The sequence below is a fragment of the Chryseobacterium vrystaatense genome, assembly GCF_000737765.1.
GTDB classification, from domain to species: domain Bacteria; phylum Bacteroidota; class Bacteroidia; order Flavobacteriales; family Weeksellaceae; genus Chryseobacterium; species Chryseobacterium vrystaatense.
This window is the reverse complement of sequence record NZ_JPRI01000004.1, coordinates 324436-345162: the sequence shown is the minus strand read 5'-3', so window position 1 is coordinate 345162 and position 20727 is coordinate 324436. Positions and strand designations below refer to the sequence as shown.

The window sequence follows — 20727 nt, the reverse complement described above, 5'->3', positions numbered from 1 at the left end:
GGAATGAATTCTGAAAAAGAAAATTTCCAATCCAAAAATTACATCTCTAAATCTATATTTTACAGATTATCACAATTTGTAGGCTTTCTGATTGGTGCAAGATTTTTTGTCGCTATACTGCTTACTTTCGCACTGTATGTTTCTACTTTTTTCCTTTTCAATCAGGATGAAACCTTTAGAAATTTTGTCTTTGATTTTAAAGTACACGGCATTATTTTCTGTACAGTGATTACTATTCTGGCCGGCGGGATTATCAATCAGTTTTATGATCTTGAAAAAGATCATGTAGTAAAACCTTTCAGGACCAGGATCCAGAGTTTTATAAAGCAAAAATATTTTTTATATGCCTATCTGGCTCTTACCGCAATTTCTCTTGGTGTAGCATGGATGATCTCCCATAAAGTTTTCGCTTTTTTTTTGGTATATCAGTTTTTTATGTGGTTTTACAGTCACAAACTGAGCCGTTTGCTGATCATCAATAATCTTACTTTTGTAAGTCTTACGTTATATCCGTTTTTTGGAATGATGGTATACTATGAAACCTTTTCCAAAAAGGTGTTGTTAATGGCTATTTTTCTTTTCCTGATTCTTCTGTGTATTGATATTGTAAAAGATATGCTTACCAAAAGTGTGGACAAAGCGTTCGGATATACAACAATTCCTAACTTTTTCAAAAGCAGAAATACACAAATCATCATTATTTCTTTACTGATCATTACGATGGCGGTTTCTATGAAACTTATTCTCAAAACAGGGATCACAGGCTTTATGGCTTATTACTTTACGGGTGGTCTGTTTGTAATGATTCTCTGTATTTATCTTTTGCTTGATTCTTCAAGGAAAAGTAAATTCTTCACACTCAACATTTTAAGGTTTTGGGTTTTTGTAGGAATTATGGCAATGCTTTTGAATGGAATTGAGAACAAATTATAGAAAAATTTCTTTAAATAAACTGAGGTTATTATTACCTTTGCAAAACTAAATTTAATAAAAAGGAATGCCCATTTTTAACGATACTAAAGTTGCATTTGCAGACAAGTCTGATGCACAATTGAGAAAGGCGTACTGGATGTTTAAAATGATTGAACAGCCTGCTCTTACCAGCCTTGGAACTTCTGTTCTTAATTTTACAGTACATAATAATTTTCCATTCGTGACCGGAATTGTAAAAAGCACATTATTTGAGCAGTTCTGCGGAGGAGAAACGAGGGAAGAGAGTATGAAAGTGGTGAAACAGCTTTTCAAGAGAGGAGTAGGAAGTATTTTTGATTACTCAATTGAAGGTAAGGAAGATGAGGAAACTTTCGATGCAGTATGTAAAGAGATTAAGGATATCATCAGATTTTCAGTTGGAAATCCTGCTATTCCTTTTATCGTGTTTAAACCTACCGCTTTTGGAAGAATTGATCTTTATGAAGCTGTCGGAAAAGGTGCTGAACTTACTTCCAGTCAAAAGGAAGAATGGGCGAGAGTTGTAAAAAGATTTGATGAAGTATGTGCTCTTTGCCATGAAAATGATAAGAAAGTGATGATAGATGCTGAAGAAACCTGGATGCAGGATGCGGCAGATCACCTTTGTGAGGAGATGATGGAGAAATATAATCAGGAAAAACCGATCGTTTGGAATACCATTCAAATGTACAGAACGGGTAGACTGGAATATATGGAAGAAAATCTTCAGAGAGCAAGAGAAAAGAATTATTTTATCGGGTACAAGATCGTTCGTGGTGCTTACATGGAGAAAGAAAGAGCAAGAGCCGCGGAAAAGGGATATCCGGACCCGATTCAGCCAAACAAAGAATCTTCAGATAAGAATTATAATGCGGGGATCGATTTCGTTATGAATCATCTTGACAAAGTATCGGCATTTTTTGGGACTCATAATGAGATCTCATCTGAACTGATCATGGATAAGATGAAGTCCAAATCTCTTGAAAACGGGAATCCACACATCTATTTTGGACAACTTTACGGAATGAGTGATAATATTTCCTTCTATCTATCAGATAAAGGCTATAATGTGGCTAAATATCTTCCGTATGGACCAGTAAAAGATGTTGTACCATATCTTACAAGAAGAGCACGGGAAAATACTTCCGTGGCCGGACAAACAGGAAGAGAATTAGGTCTTATTAAAAAAGAGCTGGAGAGACGTAAAAAATAGTAATATAGAATAAATACACAAATAGACCTGCAGAATTGCAGGTCTATTTTTTATATATAGATGTATAGTAAAATATGATGTGAGTAATGAATTTCAATAGTTAGCCTCTATTGTTGAATATTCTAATAAATATAAAATAGATTGTATATATGTTAAAAATATGAACTTTTTATTGTTTAATTAATTGCAATGATCTATATTTGGTAAAACAAATAAAAACTAATATATGAAAAAAACATTACTCATTGCTGCCTTGATGGCAGTAAACTTTACCTTAGCACAAACCTACAGTAATGGAGGTTTAAGTACGGGGGCAACCTCAAAAAACGGGACTGCTGCACCTGCAGGATATACCTGGTCTGAGCTTCAGAATAATACAGGAAATACAACAGAGTCTAATACCAGTCTTGGATTGGGAGGAACATTCAGTTCTGCTGCTGCAAGTTTTTTTATTGCAGATGATTTTACAGTTCCAGCAGGATCAAGCTGGCAGGTTACTACCATTGACTTTTTTGCCTATCAGACTAATTATACAGGGACAACCGCTCCTTTTAATACGGTCAGGGTTAATATTTTTAGCTCAGATCCGTCGGTAGCAGGCGCTGTAAGTGTTTACGGAGATGATACAACCAACAGATTCAGTGTCGGAGCAGATGCCAATATGTACAGAACCGGAAACAGTTCGGTACCAGTGAATGCTTTACCAGGAACAACCAGAAAGGTATGGAAAGTTACTGCTAGTACTCCAACTACTTTAAATCCCGGAACATATTGGGTAAAATATCAGTTGCAAAACGTCGTTACTGCCAGTGGTGGCTTTTTACCTCCGGTTACTATTGTAGGAAACAGGGGGCTTCCCACTTTTAATGCCAAACAGTTTGATGCTGTTCTGGGAACCTGGGCTCCTATAATAGATAATGGAAACCCTACGAGTGCTCCGGATTATCCTTTGGATATGCCTTTTGTAATTACCTTTACATCTACAACATTGGGTACACAGGAGACCATGCAATATGATAACAGAGTTCAGGTTTATCCTAATCCGGTAAAAGATAATTTCAGAATTAACAATCCTGAAAAGCTCAAAATAAGTTCTATCGAAATTATAGATACTTCAGGAAAATTGTTGAAAACAATAAAAAGTTCCGAAGAGTATAATGTTTCAGATCTGCCAAAAGGAATTTACATTCTGAAAATAAAGAATGAAGGTGGGCTTACAAAAATCACAAAATTAATAAAGCAATAGCTTTAGTTTTCTTCTTCAAATATTTTTTATCCTGATCATTTTCTATGATCAGGTTTTTTTATGGCTCAAAACTTTCAAATTTTCCATTTTCATAGAACAGAACAATTCTTTTAATCTTATTTTCTTGATTACCAATAGCTTGACTTATGATATGATCTTTAGAATTTTCTAATCGCTGAGAATCTGTTATATTTTCCTGAGTCTTATAAGGTGGTGGTATAAACGATTCTCGTGGGCTCTCTTTCACAGACTCACTTACGTCTTCTGTTCCAAAGTCATCATCATCCTTCATCATAGTAAAGAGGTCGGGGAGCGGAGTAGGTCTCACTTTGTCATCAGTGGGTTGTTCTTCATTTGATGATTCTGTTTCCGGTAATTCTGACTTCAGCATTTCACCTTCACCAGTTATCAACCAATCCCAAAGGATTTCGGGAAAACTGGATTTGATCTTAATGACAAATTCAAGAGACGGCTTGTTTCTTCCTGAAGTAATATGGGAAATGGAAGAACGCTGCACATCAATCTCATCTGCAAACTCGGAAGGGCTGAGATTGGAATACTCAATAACTTTGGAAATTCTTTCGTTTAAACTCATAAAACTAAGTTGTCAATTGTGTTACAAATGTAAACAATATAATTTACACAAACAAATCACAAAAGTAAATTCTGTTTAATTTCATCAGTATACAGATGTAAACAGATATAACGTGATTATTTACAGTTATTTAGAGTATTTATCTTTTGATTACACCACTATTTAACAAAGTAAACAACTTTTTATAAGCGTCTAATTTCTTTGATCATTTTTGTTGAGTGCTAAGAGTGAAAGAATTATTAAAATACTTATCTAAACGTTAATTAACCAATAAATGTCTGATTACTAGTGTTGTCAAATGTAAATTCCTAATTATTGAATATTTCATGGAATAGGTTTTTTTAGATCATATAAGACCTTTTTTTGCAGTATACAGATGTAAATTAACCATTTAAATGGCTAATCATCAGTATTATGCAAGCTTTCAATCTGTACTCTTTGTTGTAAAAGCATTTTAGTATTTGAAATGACCAAGATGTAGAGCTAATGAAGCTAAAGTAAATTGAATTTCATAGATAGAATACAAAAAGAAGTCAATTTACATTTGTATATAGCATTATTCAACTAAGTTTTCCACAGCAATGACGTTTAATAATAATACCCTTATTTACAGAGTAATAGGCTTTTTGTCACTTAAAGCAATGTTGTAAATATTGTTTAGATAAATCTTGTAAATAACTGAAAATAAGGTATATGAATTAATATGTTTAGGTTATATTCAATTAACAATTTTATCAACAGACAAAATGGCAGTACGGTCTGTTTGGTGAAATTACAAATGTTAACCAATGCTTTTTGTCTAAAAATCATTAAATTTGACTCTTGTAAATTATTTATAATGAATTTTGAACAGATCTATTCTCCCAATCCTAATTTTGTAAACCGCTATATTTCCCCTGAAAAATTATTTTCTTACCTACAGACAAATCTCAGCGATTATATTCAGGAGATCGGAAGATCATATTTAGATAAACCTATTTATCAGTTAAGCATCGGAACCGGAACTATTAAAGTTCTTGCATGGTCACAAATGCACGGTAATGAGTCAAACGCTACCCATGCTATGCTCGATCTTTTGGAAACTTTGGATAAGGTTCCGGAAATGAAAGAAGAGCTTTTTACTAAGATCAGCCTCGAATTTATTTTTATGCTTAATCCGGATGGATCTGAAAGATGGACCAGACTGAACGCAGGAGATATTGACTTGAACAGAGACTTCCATAATGAATCCAGCAGAGAAATAAAATTTCTTAAGAAAGCTGTTGCTTCAGGTAAATATAACTATGCACTGAACTTGCATGAGCAGAGAACGATTTTTACGACAGATGGTATACACCCTGCTACACTCTCATTTTTGGCGCCTTCAGAAAATGAAGAACGTACCATAACAGATAACAGGAAAAAATGTATGGCTGTAATAGGAAGGATTTATGAACATCTCAAAGAATTAATTCCAAATCAAATCGGACGATATTCTGATGAGTTTTATCCAACTTCTACGGGAGATAACTTTATTAAAGCAGGAATGCCGACAATTTTATTTGAAGGAGGTCATTTCGCAGATGATTATACAAGGAAAGGTACCAGAAAATATTACACGGTTGCTTTATATTATGCATTAAAAGCTATCAGTGAACTGGACTCTGGTATTGAAGGATGGGAGAAATATCTTGAAATTCCGGAAAACCAGGAGACACACTATGATATTATATACAGAAATGTAAAACTGAATACAGATCATGAATGCATTCTTGATGTTGCTGTTCAGTACCGTGAAATTATAGAAGAGGGAAAAGATGAAATATCTTTTGTTCCTTTCGTAATGGAAGTGGGAGATGTGAAAAAAAGAAAAGGCTGGCTGGAAGTAGACTGTACAGGTAAGAGATTTGTTGCGGCTACCAAATATCCAAAACTTGATGCCGTAGCGGAATTTAAGATAGAAGACTAGAAAAACGGATTGTGTAAAAGAAAACGACCTCAAAAAGTACTGCTTTTTGAGGTCGTTATTTTTTATGTTGATAAAAATTAGTTCACCACTTTGATTCCATTGGCTACAAATCTAATCTCTTCTTTAGGCGTTGTGATAGCATCAATTTCAGCCTGAGGCTTTTTAGCATCCTCGGCATAATGTTTTTGTTCGTCTATTGAGGTTACTTTTCTTTCTGCAGTTCCTTCAAGTACTACTGTTTTACCCTTTAATGCGGTAGGTACAAAGAATGCATAATCTTTCATCTTTACGAAAAACTGAGAGTTATCTTCAGTTTGGATGGTAAGCCAGCATCCTTTTTTCTCACAAACATCAGTTACTTTTCCCTTAACTGCTACACCTTCCACTTTTTTATTATCTTTTTTAAGCTTCTTGCTCAGTTTATCTACTGTGATGGCTTTAGATTCTGAAGTTGAAACCACTCCAGCTCCGTAAGCATCACCTACAACAGCATTTCCTGCCGGTGGTCCAAACTTTTTCTGTGACGTCTCCTGTGCAAAAGCTAAAGTTGAAACACTCACTGCTGCAGCAAATAATATAGCCTTGAATTTCATTTTTAATATTTTTTTCAAAAGTACTAATTAAAATTGAATAACAATTCGATAAAAGGTTGATAAAAAACAGGTGGTGCAGTAAATTTTAAACAAATTTCAAAATGAATGACAGATTTGTTTATATTTGAGCCCTATACTTGACTATGCAAAAAAAACTGAAACTTTGGGATGCCATTATGCTGGTAATGGGTTCTATGATCGGAAGTGGGATCTTTATTGTGAGTGCCGATATGATGCGGAACCTTGGATCCGGTTTCTGGTTGGTAATAGTATGGATTATTACCGGAGTGATGACGGTAGCCGCTGCAATCAGCTACGGAGAGCTTTCAGCTTTGTTTCCAAAAGCAGGCGGGCAGTACACCTATCTTAAGGAAATCTTCGGAAAAAGAATGGGATTCCTCTATGGATGGGGACTGTTTACGGTGATTCAGACAGGAACTATTGCAGCAGTAGCGATGGCTTTCGGTAAATTTACTGCTTACCTTGTACCATCATTGAATGATGCAGCGCCACTTTTTCAGAGCGGGGAATTCAAAATTACATGGATACAGATTCTGGCAATGGCGGTTATTCTTTTACTTACTTATATTAATACAAGAGGGGTTCAAAGTGGAAAGCTGCTTCAAAATATATTTACAGGGTCAAAAATAATTGCTTTATTGGGATTGATTGCTGCCGGATTCATCCTTGTTGATTTTTCGCATATGTCTGAAAATTTCAGTCTTGGCTTAGATTCGTTTAGTAATCTTAAAAAAGATATTAGTGGTAATTTTCTTAAAGAAGGTTGGGAACCCATCGGTGGAATGACTTTGCTTGGAGGTATTGCTGCAGCAATGGTAGGCTCAGTCTTCAGCTCAGTGGCTTGGGAAAGTGTAACCTTTGTTTCCGGAGAGGTGGAAAACCCAAAAAGAAACATCGTTAAATCGATGATCTACGGGACTTCTGCTGTAATGATCCTTTATCTGGCGGTAAATTTTGTATACCTGAATGCTTTAGACAGAGAAAGTATCGCTTTTGCTACCAATGACAGGGTTGCAGTAGCAGCATCGCAGAATATTTTCGGCAGCGCCGGAACGATTATTATTGCTGTTCTTGTGATGGTTTCTACATTTGGATGTAACAATGGGCTTATTCTGGCAGGTGCGAGAGTGTTTCAGACTATGGCAAAAGACGGTATGTTTTTTAATTCAGCGGAGAAAAACAATAAGAATGAAGTTCCGGCAAATGCTTTATGGATGCAGGGAATTTGGGCTTCAATACTTTGTCTGAGCGGGCAATATGGCAATCTGCTGGATATGATTTCTTTTGTGATTGTTCTGTTTTATATGATTACTGTCTTCGGGGTTATTTATTTAAGATTCAAAAAACCTGATATTGAAAGACCTTACAAAACATGGCTTTATCCGTTAACTCCGATTATTTATCTTCTTATTGGAACCGGATTCTGCGTATTGCTTTTGATATACAAACAACAATATACCTGGCCTGGATTTTTAATGGTATTACTGGGTCTTCCGGTCTATTACTTTATTAACAGAAAAAAACAAACGGATCAATAAGATAACATTGAACGGTATTAATAATACTCCAGGGCTTCCAGACAATTCTGGAAGCCCTTGTTTTCGTAATATTTTTGATGTCTTTTCCTATTTATTTCATGAAAATGTGTATTTTGGTACTTCTTTTTAAGTCAACTAGACCATGAAGTAAAAAATTAAGAAGCTGACTATGGATACACCAAATTACAGAATGCCTTTTGTGCCTTCAACGCTCATGACTGAGGGAGGGAGCATTGATATTTGCGACATGGGCGAAAGCATTGCGCACAATATCATGCTGCTGATCACCACCAAAAAAGGAGAGAACCGATATGATGACAATTATGGAAACGACGTATGGAGCCTGGAATTCGATAATGGAGTTACCAGTGCCGTTTGGGAGAATGTTTTTATTAAAAGCCTAAGAAGGCAGATTCAGGAATATGAGCCAAGGATCGTACATGCACAGGTTGATGCCCACATTCAATTTGTAGAACACAGCTACGATACCAAAGAACACACAGAGATCAAAAAGAAAGTAAGAATTGCCATCAATGCAAAAATGGAGGCAACAGGAGAGCGTTTCAGCTTTTCTACAGAATTATTTTTAAGTCCGATGTCTATTGACTAAATGTTTTAAACAGCAAGAAAAATTTATGAACTTAGATCAAAATATATATTCCAAAGAATCTGTAAAGGCTAGAATGCTTCAGAATGCCACCAAAGTTTGGGGACTGAAAAGCCCGCAATCTCTGGATCCATTTGTTAAACTATTAATAGATGCTTTCAGTACAGAGGTATTTAAAGCCAATAACGAGATACAGACAGTTAATGCAAGGATACTGGAGAAACTCGCAAAACTTCTCACTCCTTCTATCTATACCCATCCGATCCCTGCTCATGCGGTTGCTTTCACGCTGCCTTACGAGTCTTCAGAAGTTCTGCTGGAACACACGGAATTTTTCTTCCGTAAGCAAATGACCTCTACGGTAAAATCAGAGTCTGATAAACAGTTGAATATCCCATTTACGCCGGTAGGGAACGTACGTATTAACAAAGTGCAGACCGCAGTGATGTTTGTAGGAAATACCTGCTACAGTGTTGATGATCGACTTAATAAAATACCTGTAGCCAGATTTCAGGGAAAACCAGAAGATTACCGAAAGATCACGATAGGGGTGGACGTGAGCAGATTTGCAAATGATAACTTTCCTAAATATATCAGTGTGTTCTGTTCAAACCCTGCTTTTGAACATATGGATTTTGTCTATAAGCTTCTTCCTTATATTACCGTTACAAGTAATGGAAATCCTTTGTTTGTAAGGGAAGGACTAAGCTATCTTACGAATAATAACCAGCCTGACGGATACGAACAGATGTTCAAAGAACAGTCTATCCGAAATAAAGCTATTGAGGATATCAAGAGTATATACCGTCACAAATTCATTGAAATTACGGGACTTTCAAGCAGCCTATTTTCAGAACCTGGAAAACTGCCTCAGAATCTGGATTTTCTGGATGGAAAAGAAGAGATCAGAAAACAGATTGGAGACAAGAAATATTTATGGCTTACTTTCGAATTCCCACCGCAGTTTTCTGCAGAAATTTTGGATAACTTTTCATTTGTAATGAATGCTTTCCCAATATATAACAGAGGTTGGAAAAAGACGGAATACAGTCTTGATATTATGGGAAATAATATTCCTCTGGTTACAGACGAAGGGGAGCATTTCCTATATGTAGATGAGGTTCAGGATGGAGATGGAAGAAGATATACTGAAATTCCTTTTACACCTGCAGATGATCTTAAAAAAGGTCTTTATACGGTTAGAAAAGGCGGAATGGAACGGTTTACCAATAGAAATGCCGTTGATATGATCGCTAACGTACTTGAGCTTACAAGAGATGAGATTGCTGCGTTTTCACTTTTAAACAGAGATAATGTAAAAGGTGTACTCAGCGAAATGTCTGACAAAATGAAGACCATGGTACAGAAAGTCAATAACGCAAAAAGAAATATCCGACAGGAACTGAATTATGTGATCATGGAACCTGTAGAAAAGACAGATCACACATATGCTTCTTTTTGGGTTACGCACTGTACACTGGCCAATCATATGCGTCCGGGAACGGAACTGTCCAATCAGTTGAAGTCACAGACCGTTATTCTTCTTACCGAAACGATAGGTGGAGCTGAGGAACAGAAAGGAACAGACAGTATCCAGGCTTATAAATATGCCTTAACAACAAGAGATAAGATTATTTCTCTGGAAGATGTTAAAAACTATTGCAGAATGATCCTTAAAGATGAGTTGAAAGAGGTAAGAGTAAGAAGAGGCACTATGATAAGCAACCGACCGAAAGAGGGTTTTGTAAGAACTGTTGAGGTGGAGATCATCCCACAGAATTATTCTTTCTATGGTAGGGCGTACTGGGAAAATATGGCCAATATTATTAGAAATCAGATCATTTCAAAAGCTATTGACGGAATTGAATATGTGGTAAAAATCAGTAATGAAGATATCGATTTTGACGAAATATAACTAACTAAACTAAAACTATAAAATATGAGAAAGATTATTGTACTTGCTATGGCTCTGACATTTACGTCGGTCGGTGTTATCAGCTGTAAAAAAGACGTCAGCCAACTGGGAAAATCTGTGTTGAATCTTGGAGGAGCAGATGATGCCAATGCTATTATTGATTTTAATAATAACTTTTTAGATTCTTATAAGAATACATCCAGACACATTGAAAGCATTCTCAAATATGCAGAAGCAGCCTCAGCTAAAGCAAAAGGGCAGAATGTAACAATGATGCCTATCGTGATAAGTTCAATGGATTTTTCATTTGGAAAAATTAAAGAAGTTCCATCAGGGTTTGGAAAAGACAAAGCGGCCATAGAAGCGGACTTTAATACCTACAAAGCTAAAAAGGAAAATATAACTAAAAAGTTCGAAGAGCTTAAATCTTATATGACCTCTGAAGATTATAAAGATGACAAAGGGGCAAAAGCAGATGCTATAACAAAAGAAATTGAAGCCGATGCGCAGGCTGTATTTACTTCAGGAGAAAATGTAGTGGCAAAGATCAAACCTGGAACAGATGCTGCAGAAGAAGTGATTCTCAAAGATCATCCCATGAAAGAGTATATTGTCTCTTCCAAAGGTATTATGAACTCTTTGGATGCTACAATTGATGTTTTGGATAAGCAGTATTCAGGGAAGTTCAATGAAGCGGAAGCTCAGAAAAAATATGATGATCTTGCCAAAAATGTAGAAGCGAATTCAAAATTAGATTTCAATGTCAAAGATCCACAATATTCTTACAAAAAATCACAGTTTGAAAGTTTCAACAAAAGTGCTTCAGGATTTTTAGATACTTATAGAAAATTGATCCGTAATGCTAAAGGTGCAGGGAAAATTTCTGATAGTGATATCCAGCAGATCGATTCTTCTTATGAATCTGTACTTAATTCGTACAATTCATTTGTAAAATAAATAGTAAATCAACCTATACATAAAGACTGGTACATTGTATCAGTCTTTTTTGCTTGCAATGAAAACGAACGTAATAATCTTTGTTTTTTGAAAAAGCTATGGTAAAAGTTTTATACACTAAGAAACAAATTGATAATAAAGGGGATAAAAACAATAAAATAACAAATAGCATTCTCTGGACAAAGTAAAATTTTACATGACTAAAAATTTAACTAAAATTAAACTTTAATAAAAACTTTCCGGTTCATACAATTCCATAAAATTCCGTAATTTTGCACATTGTGATTTTCAGGCAGAGTCACTCCAAATTATGAGCAAATCAACAGAATATATAGAAGTTTACGGAGCACGTGAACACAACCTTAAAAATATTAATGTTAAGATCCCGCGTAACGAACTGGTAGTAATAACCGGGCTTTCGGGAAGCGGAAAATCATCTTTGGCTTTTGATACCATCTTTGCCGAAGGGCAGCGTCGGTATATCGAAACATTTTCAGCCTATGCACGTCAGTTTTTAGGAGGATTGGAGCGACCTGATGTAGACAAGATTGAAGGACTTTCCCCCGTAATTGCTATAGAACAGAAAACCACCAACAAAAACCCAAGGTCTACCGTAGGAACTGTTACTGAACTTTATGATTATTTACGTCTTTTATATGCAAGGGTTTCCGATGCATATTCACTGTCTACAGGGAAAAGACTGGTAAGTTATACAGAAGACCAGATCCTTGAAACGATCAAGGAAAATTATAAAGGCGAAAAGATAATGCTGATGGCACCGGTGGTACGTTCAAGAAAAGGTCATTACCACGAGCTCTTCGTGCAGATGGCAAAAAAAGGATACGGCCAGGCACGAATTGATGGTGAACTTCAGGATATAGAGTACGATCTTAAATTAGACCGTTACAAAACACACGATATTGATATCGTTATTGACCGTTGGATCATTGGAGAGAATGCCTCAGAAACCCGAATGGAAAAATCCCTTCGTACAGCAATGGAAATGGGTGAGGGAATCATAGGGATTCAAAAACTGGGAAGTACAGATATTGAATACTTCTCGAAGAATCTAATGGATGCCGAAACTGGCCATTCACTGGCGCTTCCGGAACCCAATACATTTTCTTTCAACTCTCCGAAAGGAAGCTGTCCGGCCTGTAAAGGATTGGGTATGATCAAAAAGATCAATACAGATTACTTTGTTGAAAACCCTAAACTGTCGATCAATCAGGGTGGACTGTTGCCGCTGGAAGATATTAAATCTAATAAATGGATTCTGTCACAGATCAAAAATATTCTTGAGATCTTTGGATTAGGAATGTCAACACCTATGCAGGACATTCCGGAGGAAGCTTTGGATTATATCTACAACGGATGCCATAAGGAATTTAATAAAGATCTGAAATACGCAGGTATTACCAAAAAGATAAAAATAAGCTTCGACGGTATGATCTCTTTTATGGAAGAGATCATTGAAGAAAGAGAATCTTACGAAGCTGTGTTGCTGGAAAGACACTTTACAACTGAAGAAACCTGCCCGGAATGTGGGGGAACACGCCTTCAGCCTGCCAGCTTAAGTTTTAAAATTGACGGAAAGAATATCGCTGAGGTGAATGCTTTAAGTTTATCTGATTTAAAAGAATGGCTGTCAGATGTTAAAGATAAGTTCTCTGAGAAAAATAAAATCATCGCTTACGAAATCTTGAAAGAGATTGAAACAAGACTTCAGTTTCTTCTTGATGTAGGTTTAGATTATCTGAGTTTAAGCAGAAGTTCCAAAACGCTTTCAGGAGGAGAGTCTCAAAGAATCCGTCTTGCCACACAGATCGGCTCACAGTTGGTAAATGTTCTGTATATTCTGGATGAACCAAGTATCGGACTTCACCAGAGAGACAATGAAAGGCTGATCAATTCATTAAAGAACCTAAGAGATATTGGAAACTCTGTGATTGTGGTTGAACATGACAAAGATATGATCCTGGAGGCTGATGAGGTATTGGATATTGGCCCGAGAGCTGGAAAATTCGGAGGAGAAATCCTGTGGCAGGGAAAACCAAAGGACCTGTTAAAAGCAGATACCATCACGGCACAGTATATTAATGGAAAAAGAAAAATAGAAGTTCCTTCAGAAAGAAGAGTTGGAAATGGTAAAAATATCCTTTTAAAAGGAGCTACAGGAAATAACCTTAAAAATGTTACTTTAGATATTCCTTTAGGAAAACTGGTTGTGGTAACGGGAATTTCAGGAAGTGGAAAATCATCGCTGATTAACGGGACTTTATACCCAATCCTGAACAAGCATTTTTACAGAGCAGTTCAGGAGCCTCTTCCGTATAAGAAGATAGAAGGTCTGGACAATATTGATAAAATTGTAGATGTAGACCAAACGCCAATCGGAAGAACACCCCGTTCAAATCCTGCAACGTATACCGGAATGTTTACAGACATCAGAAATCTTTTCGCAGAACTTCCGGAGAGTAAAATCCGTGGTTATAAACCGGGAAGATTTTCTTTCAACGTAAAAGGAGGAAGATGTGAAACCTGTCAGGGGGGTGGACTGAAAGTAATTGAGATGAACTTCCTGCCTGATGTGTACGTTCACTGCGAAACATGTAATGGAAAACGTTTCAATAGAGAGACTCTGGAAGTACGCTATAAAGGGAAATCTATTTCTGATGTACTGGATATGACGATTGATGAAGCCGTTGACTTCTTCCAGCCGATTCCTAAGATCTTTGCTAAAGTAAAGACCCTTCAGGATGTAGGATTAGGATATATTACCCTTGGACAGCAGTCCACAACGCTTTCAGGAGGTGAGGCGCAGCGTATCAAGCTGGCAACAGAACTTTCCAAAAGACAGACTGGAAATACACTTTATATCCTGGATGAGCCGACTACCGGACTTCATTTTGAAGATGTAAAGATCTTGATGGAAGCGATCAATCAGTTGGTAGAATTAGGAAACTCATTCATTATCATCGAACATAATATGGACGTCATAAAATTAGCCGACCATATTATCGACGTTGGACCTGAAGGAGGAAAACACGGCGGGCAGATCGTAGCTCAGGGGACTCCTGAAGAAATCGTGAAGTCTAAGAAAAGTTTGACTGGAAAGTTTCTGAAGAGGGAATTGGAATAAGAAAATATCTATATTATTATATGAAAGAATCTGTGAAAGCAGATTCTTTTTTTTATTCTTTCCGAATTTTATTATACATATTTTCCAGCCGTATCCAATAGTCTTCCTGCATCCAGCCATATTTTTTATAATTAATACTGATCATCAAATGATTAAAGCTGTTTCTGGTTTCAAGGTGGTTCATAATAGCTTCAATCAGCCATTTTTCATTAAAACCTGCCCACTCACCGGCAGGTTGCAATAGATTGGATTGGAGAACAGGAAAGACTTCATAAATATTTATTTTTTTTACCTCTTCGAAACCATATGGGCTTTCCAGAATTGTCTTTGCAACATATTGAAAGTCCGAATCCTGAAGTTCAGTATCGAGATAAAAATCAGAAAGAGCGATCCAAATAGGTTTTCGCTCTTTAATATTTATTGACGTTGACATTTTGCAAGGCTAAATAATGATGTTCAGGTTCTTTTACAAAGAAGATATGTAAACCTCTATTTTAGTTCCATCATAATTAAATGTTCCATCAGAGTTACGCTTGCCTAATACCCATTTCATATCTACAGGAACAGACCAGGCAGTTCCCAGTGAAAACCCGTTTACAGATCTGATTTCTGAACCGCTGCCTGTAGTGATCGCAGAATGAAACCATGTTGTGTCTCTTACTCTGTAAAATCCTATAGCTTTTCCTTTAGGAATTACAGAATAACCATTCCATTTCTCTCCTGCAGAATAATTGAATTTATTGAGCCAGCCCTGTGCATGGAACTGTACAAGTTCACTCGGAGATATAGCCGCTCCTCTCATGTATAAAGCATAGGCTACCACATCATGGCATATTCCTTTATTGTAATTACCCATATCATCCTGACCGGAAAGAAGACCATTAGAGATTAATGATTTTTTTGCGGGTTCCAATTGCCCGGCGTGGGCTCCTTTTGGTGTTATAATTTCCATATTTTTTTATTGTTTGGTGTGATGTTTTTGGCTTATTGAAAGATACGGAATAAATTTTAAACAGGATTTTCATAAAAAGGGGTTGATTTTTTTGAGTATTTATATCGTGTAGGATCATCTATAAATCTTGAAAGCTTTAAATATTAAATTGTAATAAATAACTCAGAAATCCGTTATAAATTGAGCACACATAAAATTAAACGATATGAAAAATTTAAAGAAACTTACAAAGACAGATTTGAAATCCGTGTACGGAGGTGAACCTAAAAAGTATTGTGTATACTGCGAAAGATTAAATAAAGTAGTATGCAGCGAAATTCCAATCGCTCAATGCCCTTAATAATTAAAGCTGCTTTTTAGGCAGCTTTTTTTATGAGAACGTGCTAATTATTTTATTTGATAATACTGGCAAAATCTTTCAGATTTTTTTTCCGTTGAAGTTTTAAATCATATTCAGATTTCTCAATTTTTTTATTAAGTGTGTTAAAAATAAATTGAGCAGTCAATCATAAAAATGTATACATTTGATTATAAAATGTGATCTGTGAATCCTATTCTTGATGTCGTCGTGCGCTCCCTTTGCGTTTACCTTTTTATGGTAGTTGCGATTCGCCTTTTTGGTAAAAATCAGCTCTCTCAGCTCAATGCAGGGGATGTAGTGTTGCTTCTCCTTATTTCCAATGCAGTCCAAAATGCAATAGTGGGCCCAGATACCTCACTACAGGGAGGTTTGATTGCGGCTCTTGTTCTTTTTGCTGCTAACTTTATTTTAAAAAGGCTCATGTTTTCCAACCGTAAATTTGAAACATTCATGGAAGAGGATCCTGTGATTCTGATCAGGGATGGGATGATAGACCAGACTGCTTTAAACAGGGTGAAGATCACAAAAGATGAGTTGGAAGAAGCAATTAGAGAGCACGGTGTTGAAAAAATAGAAGATGTAAAACTTTCTATCCTTGAAGTAGATGGAAACATTAGTGTTATTTCACAGGATGAAACAGGAAAACAGACACATTATTCAAGAATAAAAAGAAGAAATAAAAGAAAATACCATTAAATATAATGAATTACGAATTAAGAGAAATGCTTCCCAGTGATGAAAAAAAAGTACTGGAAATCTTCAGAATGGGAGTGGATGGTGGAATAGCTACTTTTGAAACAGAAGTACCGACTGCTGAGGCATGGAATATGGAGTATTTCAATGATTGCCGCTGGGTACTGGAAAACGAAAGCAATGAAATAGTAGGTTGGTGTGCGCTAAAACCCGTAAGCAAAAGAGAATGCTTTAAAGGAGTAGCTGAGGTAAGTATTTATTTTGAAAATTCCTATCAGGGAAAGGGGTTAGGTTCGGTGTTGCTGAAAAAGTTGATTCTTGACAGTGAAAGCCATGGATTCTGGACATTGCAGGCCAATATTTTTCCGGAAAATGAAGCATCGATAAGATTCCATCAGAAAAACGGATTCAGAACAGTAGGGGTCAGAAAAAAGATAGGAAAGCTCAACGGACAATGGAAAGATCTTGTGATGCTTGAAAAGCGAAGCGACATAATAGATTAGTTGTATTCTACAAAGTAGAAGTGGTCATCTGAAATTACGGATAAATTTTAAAATAGGGGACACAACTAATTTCTAATATTTAACCTCTTTTCAAGCTTTGGCATCAACCTTGTTATTTCCCTGCTGAAATTTGAAAAAGTAGAATAATGAAAGGTTTAATTAAAATGGCAGGGGTTGTTACGGTCTTGTTCATGATGTCATCATGTGTAGTGCATGATCAGCATGCAAGAAGAGTTCCGCCGGGACATGCCAAGAAAATGTATGGAGGAAGCGCAAGATACTATGCGCCTGGACACGTCAAAAAAAGAGTTTATTACTATGACGATGATGACAGAGGTCGCCACCATAAGCATAAAGGTAAAAAACACCACAGAGATTGAAAAATAGAAAAGCCCTGAAAAATTCAGGGCTTTTGATTTTATTTAAAATCTGGATTTTTTAGGATTCAGAAACGTATTGAAGATCATGACTTCTGTTCCGAATTTTTTTTCAACTCTTTCTGCAATGTTCAGCATTTCACTTTTGATGAAATCTTCTCTGAGTTCTTCATTGTCAAACATCAGAAGGAGATTATAATTCTTACCCTCATCAATATAGTCGGTATGTACTTCGGAAAGAATATATTTGTTGACATCCATAAGGTTTTCCGCCATAAGGACCAGTGTTTCGTCGATATAATTTTCCCATTCTTCAATATTGTTTTTCGTGCAATGGAAAGTTATACTCAATAAGCTCATATTTTATGAATTTTTAAGATTTTCTGAATAAATTCTAGCACAAAAATCGGTAAAAATTTCGTAAATTAGCCCGTTAATAAAAATTGGAAATAAATAATTTTCAGACGCACAGCTAAGGGTCTGACTGTCATTATAATAAAATTTGTTTATGCAAAAAGAAGGAGAAAGACTGATTCCTATCAACATTGTTGATGAAATGAAATCGTCTTATATCGATTATTCGATGTCGGTTATCGTTTCAAGAGCGTTGCCGGACGTAAGAGACGGCCTGAAACCCGTTCATAGAAGAGTACTGTATGGTATGTATGGACTAGGGGTTTTTTCTAATAGAAAATATTTAAAATCTGCCAGAATTGTTGGGGATGTTTTAGGTAAATACCACCCGCATGGAGACTCTTCTGTTTACGATGCAATGGTAAGAATGGCTCAGCCTTGGAGCTTACGTTACCCTCAGGTAGACGGGCAGGGTAACTTTGGTTCAATGGACGGTGACCCGCCTGCAGCAATGCGTTATACCGAAGCAAGACTGAAAAAAATATCAGATGATATTCTTGCTGATCTAGATAAAGAAACGGTAGATTTTCAGAATAACTTTGATGACAGTATGACGGAACCTACCGTTATGCCTACAAAAATTCCAAATCTTCTGGTAAACGGAACATCCGGTATCGCTGTAGGTATGGCGACCAACATGGCACCGCACAATTTATCAGAATCTGTTGATGCTATTTCTGCATATATCGATAATAAAGATATTACGATCGATGAACTGATGCAGCATATCACGGCACCGGATTTCCCTACAGGAGGTATTATCTACGGTTACGACGGGGTAAGAGATGCTTTCCATACAGGAAGAGGAAGGGTCGTGTTAAGAGCAAAAGTAAATTTCGAAGAGATTGGAAACAGAAATGCTATTATTGTTACTGAAGTTCCTTTCCAGGTCAATAAAGCTGACATGATCGCCAGAACGGCAGAACTTGTTAAAGATGATAAGATTGTAGGTATTCATGAGATCAGAGACGAATCGGACAGAAATGGTCTGCGTGTCGTTTATGAACTTAAAAATGATGCAATCCCGAATGTTGTCTTAAACCTGTTATATAAATATACAGCACTTCAAACTTCTTTCAGTGTTAATAACATTGCTTTGGTTAAAGGAAGACCGGAACAGCTGAATTTAAAGGATATCATTCACCACTTCGTAGAGCACAGACATGAAGTGATTGTGAGAAGAACTCATTTTGAGCTTAAAAAAGCGAGAGAAAGAGCTCACATCTTGGAAGGTTTCATGAAGGTGATTGGTGCTCAGGATTCTTTAGACAGAGCAATTTCTATTATCCGTCACAGTGCAAACCCTCAGGGCGCAAAAGAAGGCTTGATCGAGGCATTTGATCTTTCTGAAATTCAGGCTCAGGCTATTCTTGATCTAAGATTGGCACGTCTTACAGGAATGGAACTTGACAAGATCCGTGATGAATATGACGCGATCATGAAAGAAATCATGAACTTGGAAGATATTTTGGCTAATGAACCTAGAAGATTTGAGATCATCAAAGAAGAACTTGCTGAGATCAAAGAAAAATATGGTGACGAAAGAAGAACGGCAATTGATTTTTCAGGAGGAGAAATGTCTATCGAAGATATCATCCCCAATGAAGCAGTTGTTCTTACTATTTCACACGCAGGATATGTTAAAAGAACATCTCTTTCCGAATACAAAATTCAGAGTAGAGGCGGTGTAGGAAACAGAGCGGCAACGACCAGGGATGAAGATTTCCTTGAGTATATTGTTTCTGCGACTAATCACCAGTATATGCTGTTCTTCACAGAAAAAGGAAGATGTTACTGGCTAAGGGTATTTGAAATTCCTGAAGGATCAAAAACTTCGAAAGGAAGAGCGGTACAGAACCTTATCAATATCGAACAGGATGATAAGATCAAAGCATATATCAGAACCAACAACCTGAAAGACGCTGAGTATGTCAACCAAATGAGTGTGGTGATGGTTACCAAAAACGGTACGATCAAGAAAACATCTCTGGAAGCTTATTCAAGACCAAGGGTAAATGGGGTTAATGCAATTGAGATCAGAGATAATGACCAGTTATTAGGAGCATACCTTACCAACGGGACATCTCAGATTATGATCGCTACCAAAAATGGTAAATGTATCCGTTTCCCTGAAGAGAAAGTAAGAGAAGTAGGTAGAGGGTCTATCGGGGTTCGCGGGATCAGCATGGAAGAGGATGATGAGGCAATTGGTATGATTGTTGTGAACGATGTAGACAAAGAAACAGTTCTTGTAGTATCTGAAAAAGGTTATGGTAAGAGAACTGCTGTAGAAGACTATAGAATTACCAACAGAGGAGGAAAAGGAGTTATTACCCTAAACATTACCGAAAAGACAGGAAATCTGATTGCTATTCAGAATGTGACAGACGAAGACGGATTGATGATCATCAATAAGTCTGGTGTTGCCATCAGAATGAATATGGATGAAATGAGAGTGATGGGAAGAAATACTCAGGGAGTAAGAATGATCAACCTTAAGAAAAATGACGAAATTGCAGCAATTGCAAAAGTAGAAATGGATAAAGAGGTAGAAGAGGATTCTGAAGAAAATGAAGAAGGAACAGAAATTGTAGCCGATAACCAGGAAAACAATACAGTACCTCAGGCTGAAAAAGAAAATCCGGCTGAGGAAAATGAGAGTTCTGATTCTGAAGAGTAAAATGTACAATTAATATAATAT

General features: G+C 36.5%; 19 protein-coding genes. 14 read left to right on the top strand and 5 right to left on the bottom strand.

Annotated features, from left to right (window positions below):
* Window positions 1-3 precede the first annotated feature (3 nt).
* From IW16_RS13635 to IW16_RS13625, 3 genes are all read left to right on the top strand, one after another.
* Complete coding sequence (locus IW16_RS13635) at window positions 4-933, top strand: UbiA family prenyltransferase (RefSeq protein WP_034745118.1); 930 nt, start codon at window positions 4-6, stop codon at window positions 931-933.
* A 64-nt stretch (window positions 934-997) separates the two neighbouring features.
* Window positions 998-2164, top strand: a complete 1167-nt coding sequence (locus tag IW16_RS13630) for a proline dehydrogenase family protein (RefSeq protein ID WP_034745117.1) — start codon at window positions 998-1000, stop codon at window positions 2162-2164.
* A gap of 226 nt (window positions 2165-2390) precedes the next feature.
* Window positions 2391-3410, top strand: coding sequence for a T9SS type A sorting domain-containing protein (locus IW16_RS13625; protein WP_034745114.1), 1020 nt, complete (start codon window positions 2391-2393; stop codon window positions 3408-3410).
* A gap of 58 nt (window positions 3411-3468) precedes the next feature.
* Here IW16_RS13625 and IW16_RS13620 read toward each other — a convergent pair whose 3' ends face one another.
* Window positions 3469-4005 (bottom strand): helix-turn-helix transcriptional regulator, encoded by a 537-nt coding sequence (locus tag IW16_RS13620; protein ID WP_034745112.1) that lies wholly within the window; start codon window positions 4003-4005, stop codon window positions 3469-3471.
* An 838-nt stretch (window positions 4006-4843) separates the two neighbouring features.
* Here IW16_RS13620 and IW16_RS13615 point away from each other — a divergent pair.
* Window positions 4844-5953 carry a M14 family zinc carboxypeptidase gene (locus IW16_RS13615; protein WP_034745111.1) on the top strand — a complete coding sequence of 370 codons (1110 nt, stop codon included), beginning with the start codon at window positions 4844-4846 and terminating at the stop codon, window positions 5951-5953.
* Between the two features lie 77 nt (window positions 5954-6030).
* On the opposite strand, the gene IW16_RS13610 is transcribed toward IW16_RS13615, so the two are convergent.
* Window positions 6031-6546: a DUF4920 domain-containing protein gene (locus tag IW16_RS13610; RefSeq protein ID WP_034745108.1), complete on the bottom strand. Its 516-nt coding sequence runs from the start codon at window positions 6544-6546 to the stop codon at window positions 6031-6033.
* Window positions 6547-6689: 143 nt separating this feature from the next.
* Here IW16_RS13610 and IW16_RS13605 point away from each other — a divergent pair, with 143 nt between their 5' ends.
* From IW16_RS13605 to uvrA, 5 genes are all read left to right on the top strand, one after another.
* On the top strand, window positions 6690-8105 hold the full coding sequence (locus IW16_RS13605) for an APC family permease (protein ID WP_034745106.1): 1416 nt from the start codon (window positions 6690-6692) through the stop codon (window positions 8103-8105).
* 169 nt (window positions 8106-8274) lie between these two features.
* Window positions 8275-8715, top strand: coding sequence for a GPW/gp25 family protein (locus tag IW16_RS13600; protein ID WP_034745104.1), 441 nt, complete (start codon window positions 8275-8277; stop codon window positions 8713-8715).
* Between the two features lie 25 nt (window positions 8716-8740).
* On the top strand, window positions 8741-10627 hold the full coding sequence (locus IW16_RS13595) for a type VI secretion system baseplate subunit TssF (protein ID WP_034745366.1): 1887 nt from the start codon (window positions 8741-8743) through the stop codon (window positions 10625-10627).
* Between the two features lie 24 nt (window positions 10628-10651).
* Entirely contained in the window at window positions 10652-11584 is a 933-nt protein-coding gene (locus IW16_RS13590; RefSeq protein WP_034745102.1) for a DUF3829 domain-containing protein, read from the top strand.
* A gap of 310 nt (window positions 11585-11894) precedes the next feature.
* A complete protein-coding gene (gene uvrA, locus IW16_RS13585) occupies window positions 11895-14726 on the top strand; it encodes an excinuclease ABC subunit UvrA (RefSeq protein WP_034745100.1) in 2832 nt (943 codons plus the stop codon).
* 52 nt (window positions 14727-14778) lie between these two features.
* Here uvrA and IW16_RS13580 read toward each other — a convergent pair whose 3' ends face one another.
* Both IW16_RS13580 and IW16_RS13575 read right to left on the bottom strand, forming a co-directional pair.
* On the bottom strand, window positions 14779-15159 hold the full coding sequence (locus tag IW16_RS13580) for a DUF7079 family protein (protein WP_034745098.1): 381 nt from the start codon (window positions 15157-15159) through the stop codon (window positions 14779-14781).
* A gap of 33 nt (window positions 15160-15192) precedes the next feature.
* Entirely contained in the window at window positions 15193-15678 is a 486-nt protein-coding gene (locus tag IW16_RS13575; RefSeq protein ID WP_034745096.1) for a hypothetical protein, read from the bottom strand.
* Between the two features lie 205 nt (window positions 15679-15883).
* On the opposite strand from IW16_RS13575, the gene IW16_RS26130 reads away from it, so the two are divergent.
* The 4 genes from IW16_RS26130 to IW16_RS13560 all read left to right on the top strand — a co-directional run bounded on the left by IW16_RS26130 (window position 15884) and on the right by IW16_RS13560 (window position 17615).
* Window positions 15884-16018, top strand: a complete 135-nt coding sequence (locus IW16_RS26130; protein WP_084694546.1) for a bacteriocin-like protein — start codon at window positions 15884-15886, stop codon at window positions 16016-16018.
* Between the two features lie 204 nt (window positions 16019-16222).
* Entirely contained in the window at window positions 16223-16735 is a 513-nt protein-coding gene (locus tag IW16_RS13570) for a DUF421 domain-containing protein (protein ID WP_034745094.1), read from the top strand.
* 5 nt (window positions 16736-16740) lie between these two features.
* Window positions 16741-17235, top strand: a complete 495-nt coding sequence (locus tag IW16_RS13565; protein ID WP_034745093.1) for a GNAT family N-acetyltransferase — start codon at window positions 16741-16743, stop codon at window positions 17233-17235.
* A gap of 146 nt (window positions 17236-17381) precedes the next feature.
* The gene (locus tag IW16_RS13560) at window positions 17382-17615 is read left to right on the top strand and encodes a hypothetical protein (RefSeq protein WP_034745091.1); all 234 of its coding nucleotides are present in this window, start codon (window positions 17382-17384) and stop codon (window positions 17613-17615) included.
* A gap of 42 nt (window positions 17616-17657) precedes the next feature.
* On the opposite strand, the gene IW16_RS13555 is transcribed toward IW16_RS13560, so the two are convergent.
* Entirely contained in the window at window positions 17658-17972 is a 315-nt protein-coding gene (locus IW16_RS13555; protein WP_034745089.1) for a DUF4286 family protein, read from the bottom strand.
* Between the two features lie 148 nt (window positions 17973-18120).
* Here IW16_RS13555 and gyrA point away from each other — a divergent pair, with 148 nt between their 5' ends.
* Window positions 18121-20706 (top strand): DNA gyrase subunit A, encoded by a 2586-nt coding sequence (gene gyrA, locus IW16_RS13550; protein ID WP_034745087.1) that lies wholly within the window; start codon window positions 18121-18123, stop codon window positions 20704-20706.
* The last annotated feature ends 21 nt before the right edge of the window (window positions 20707-20727 follow it).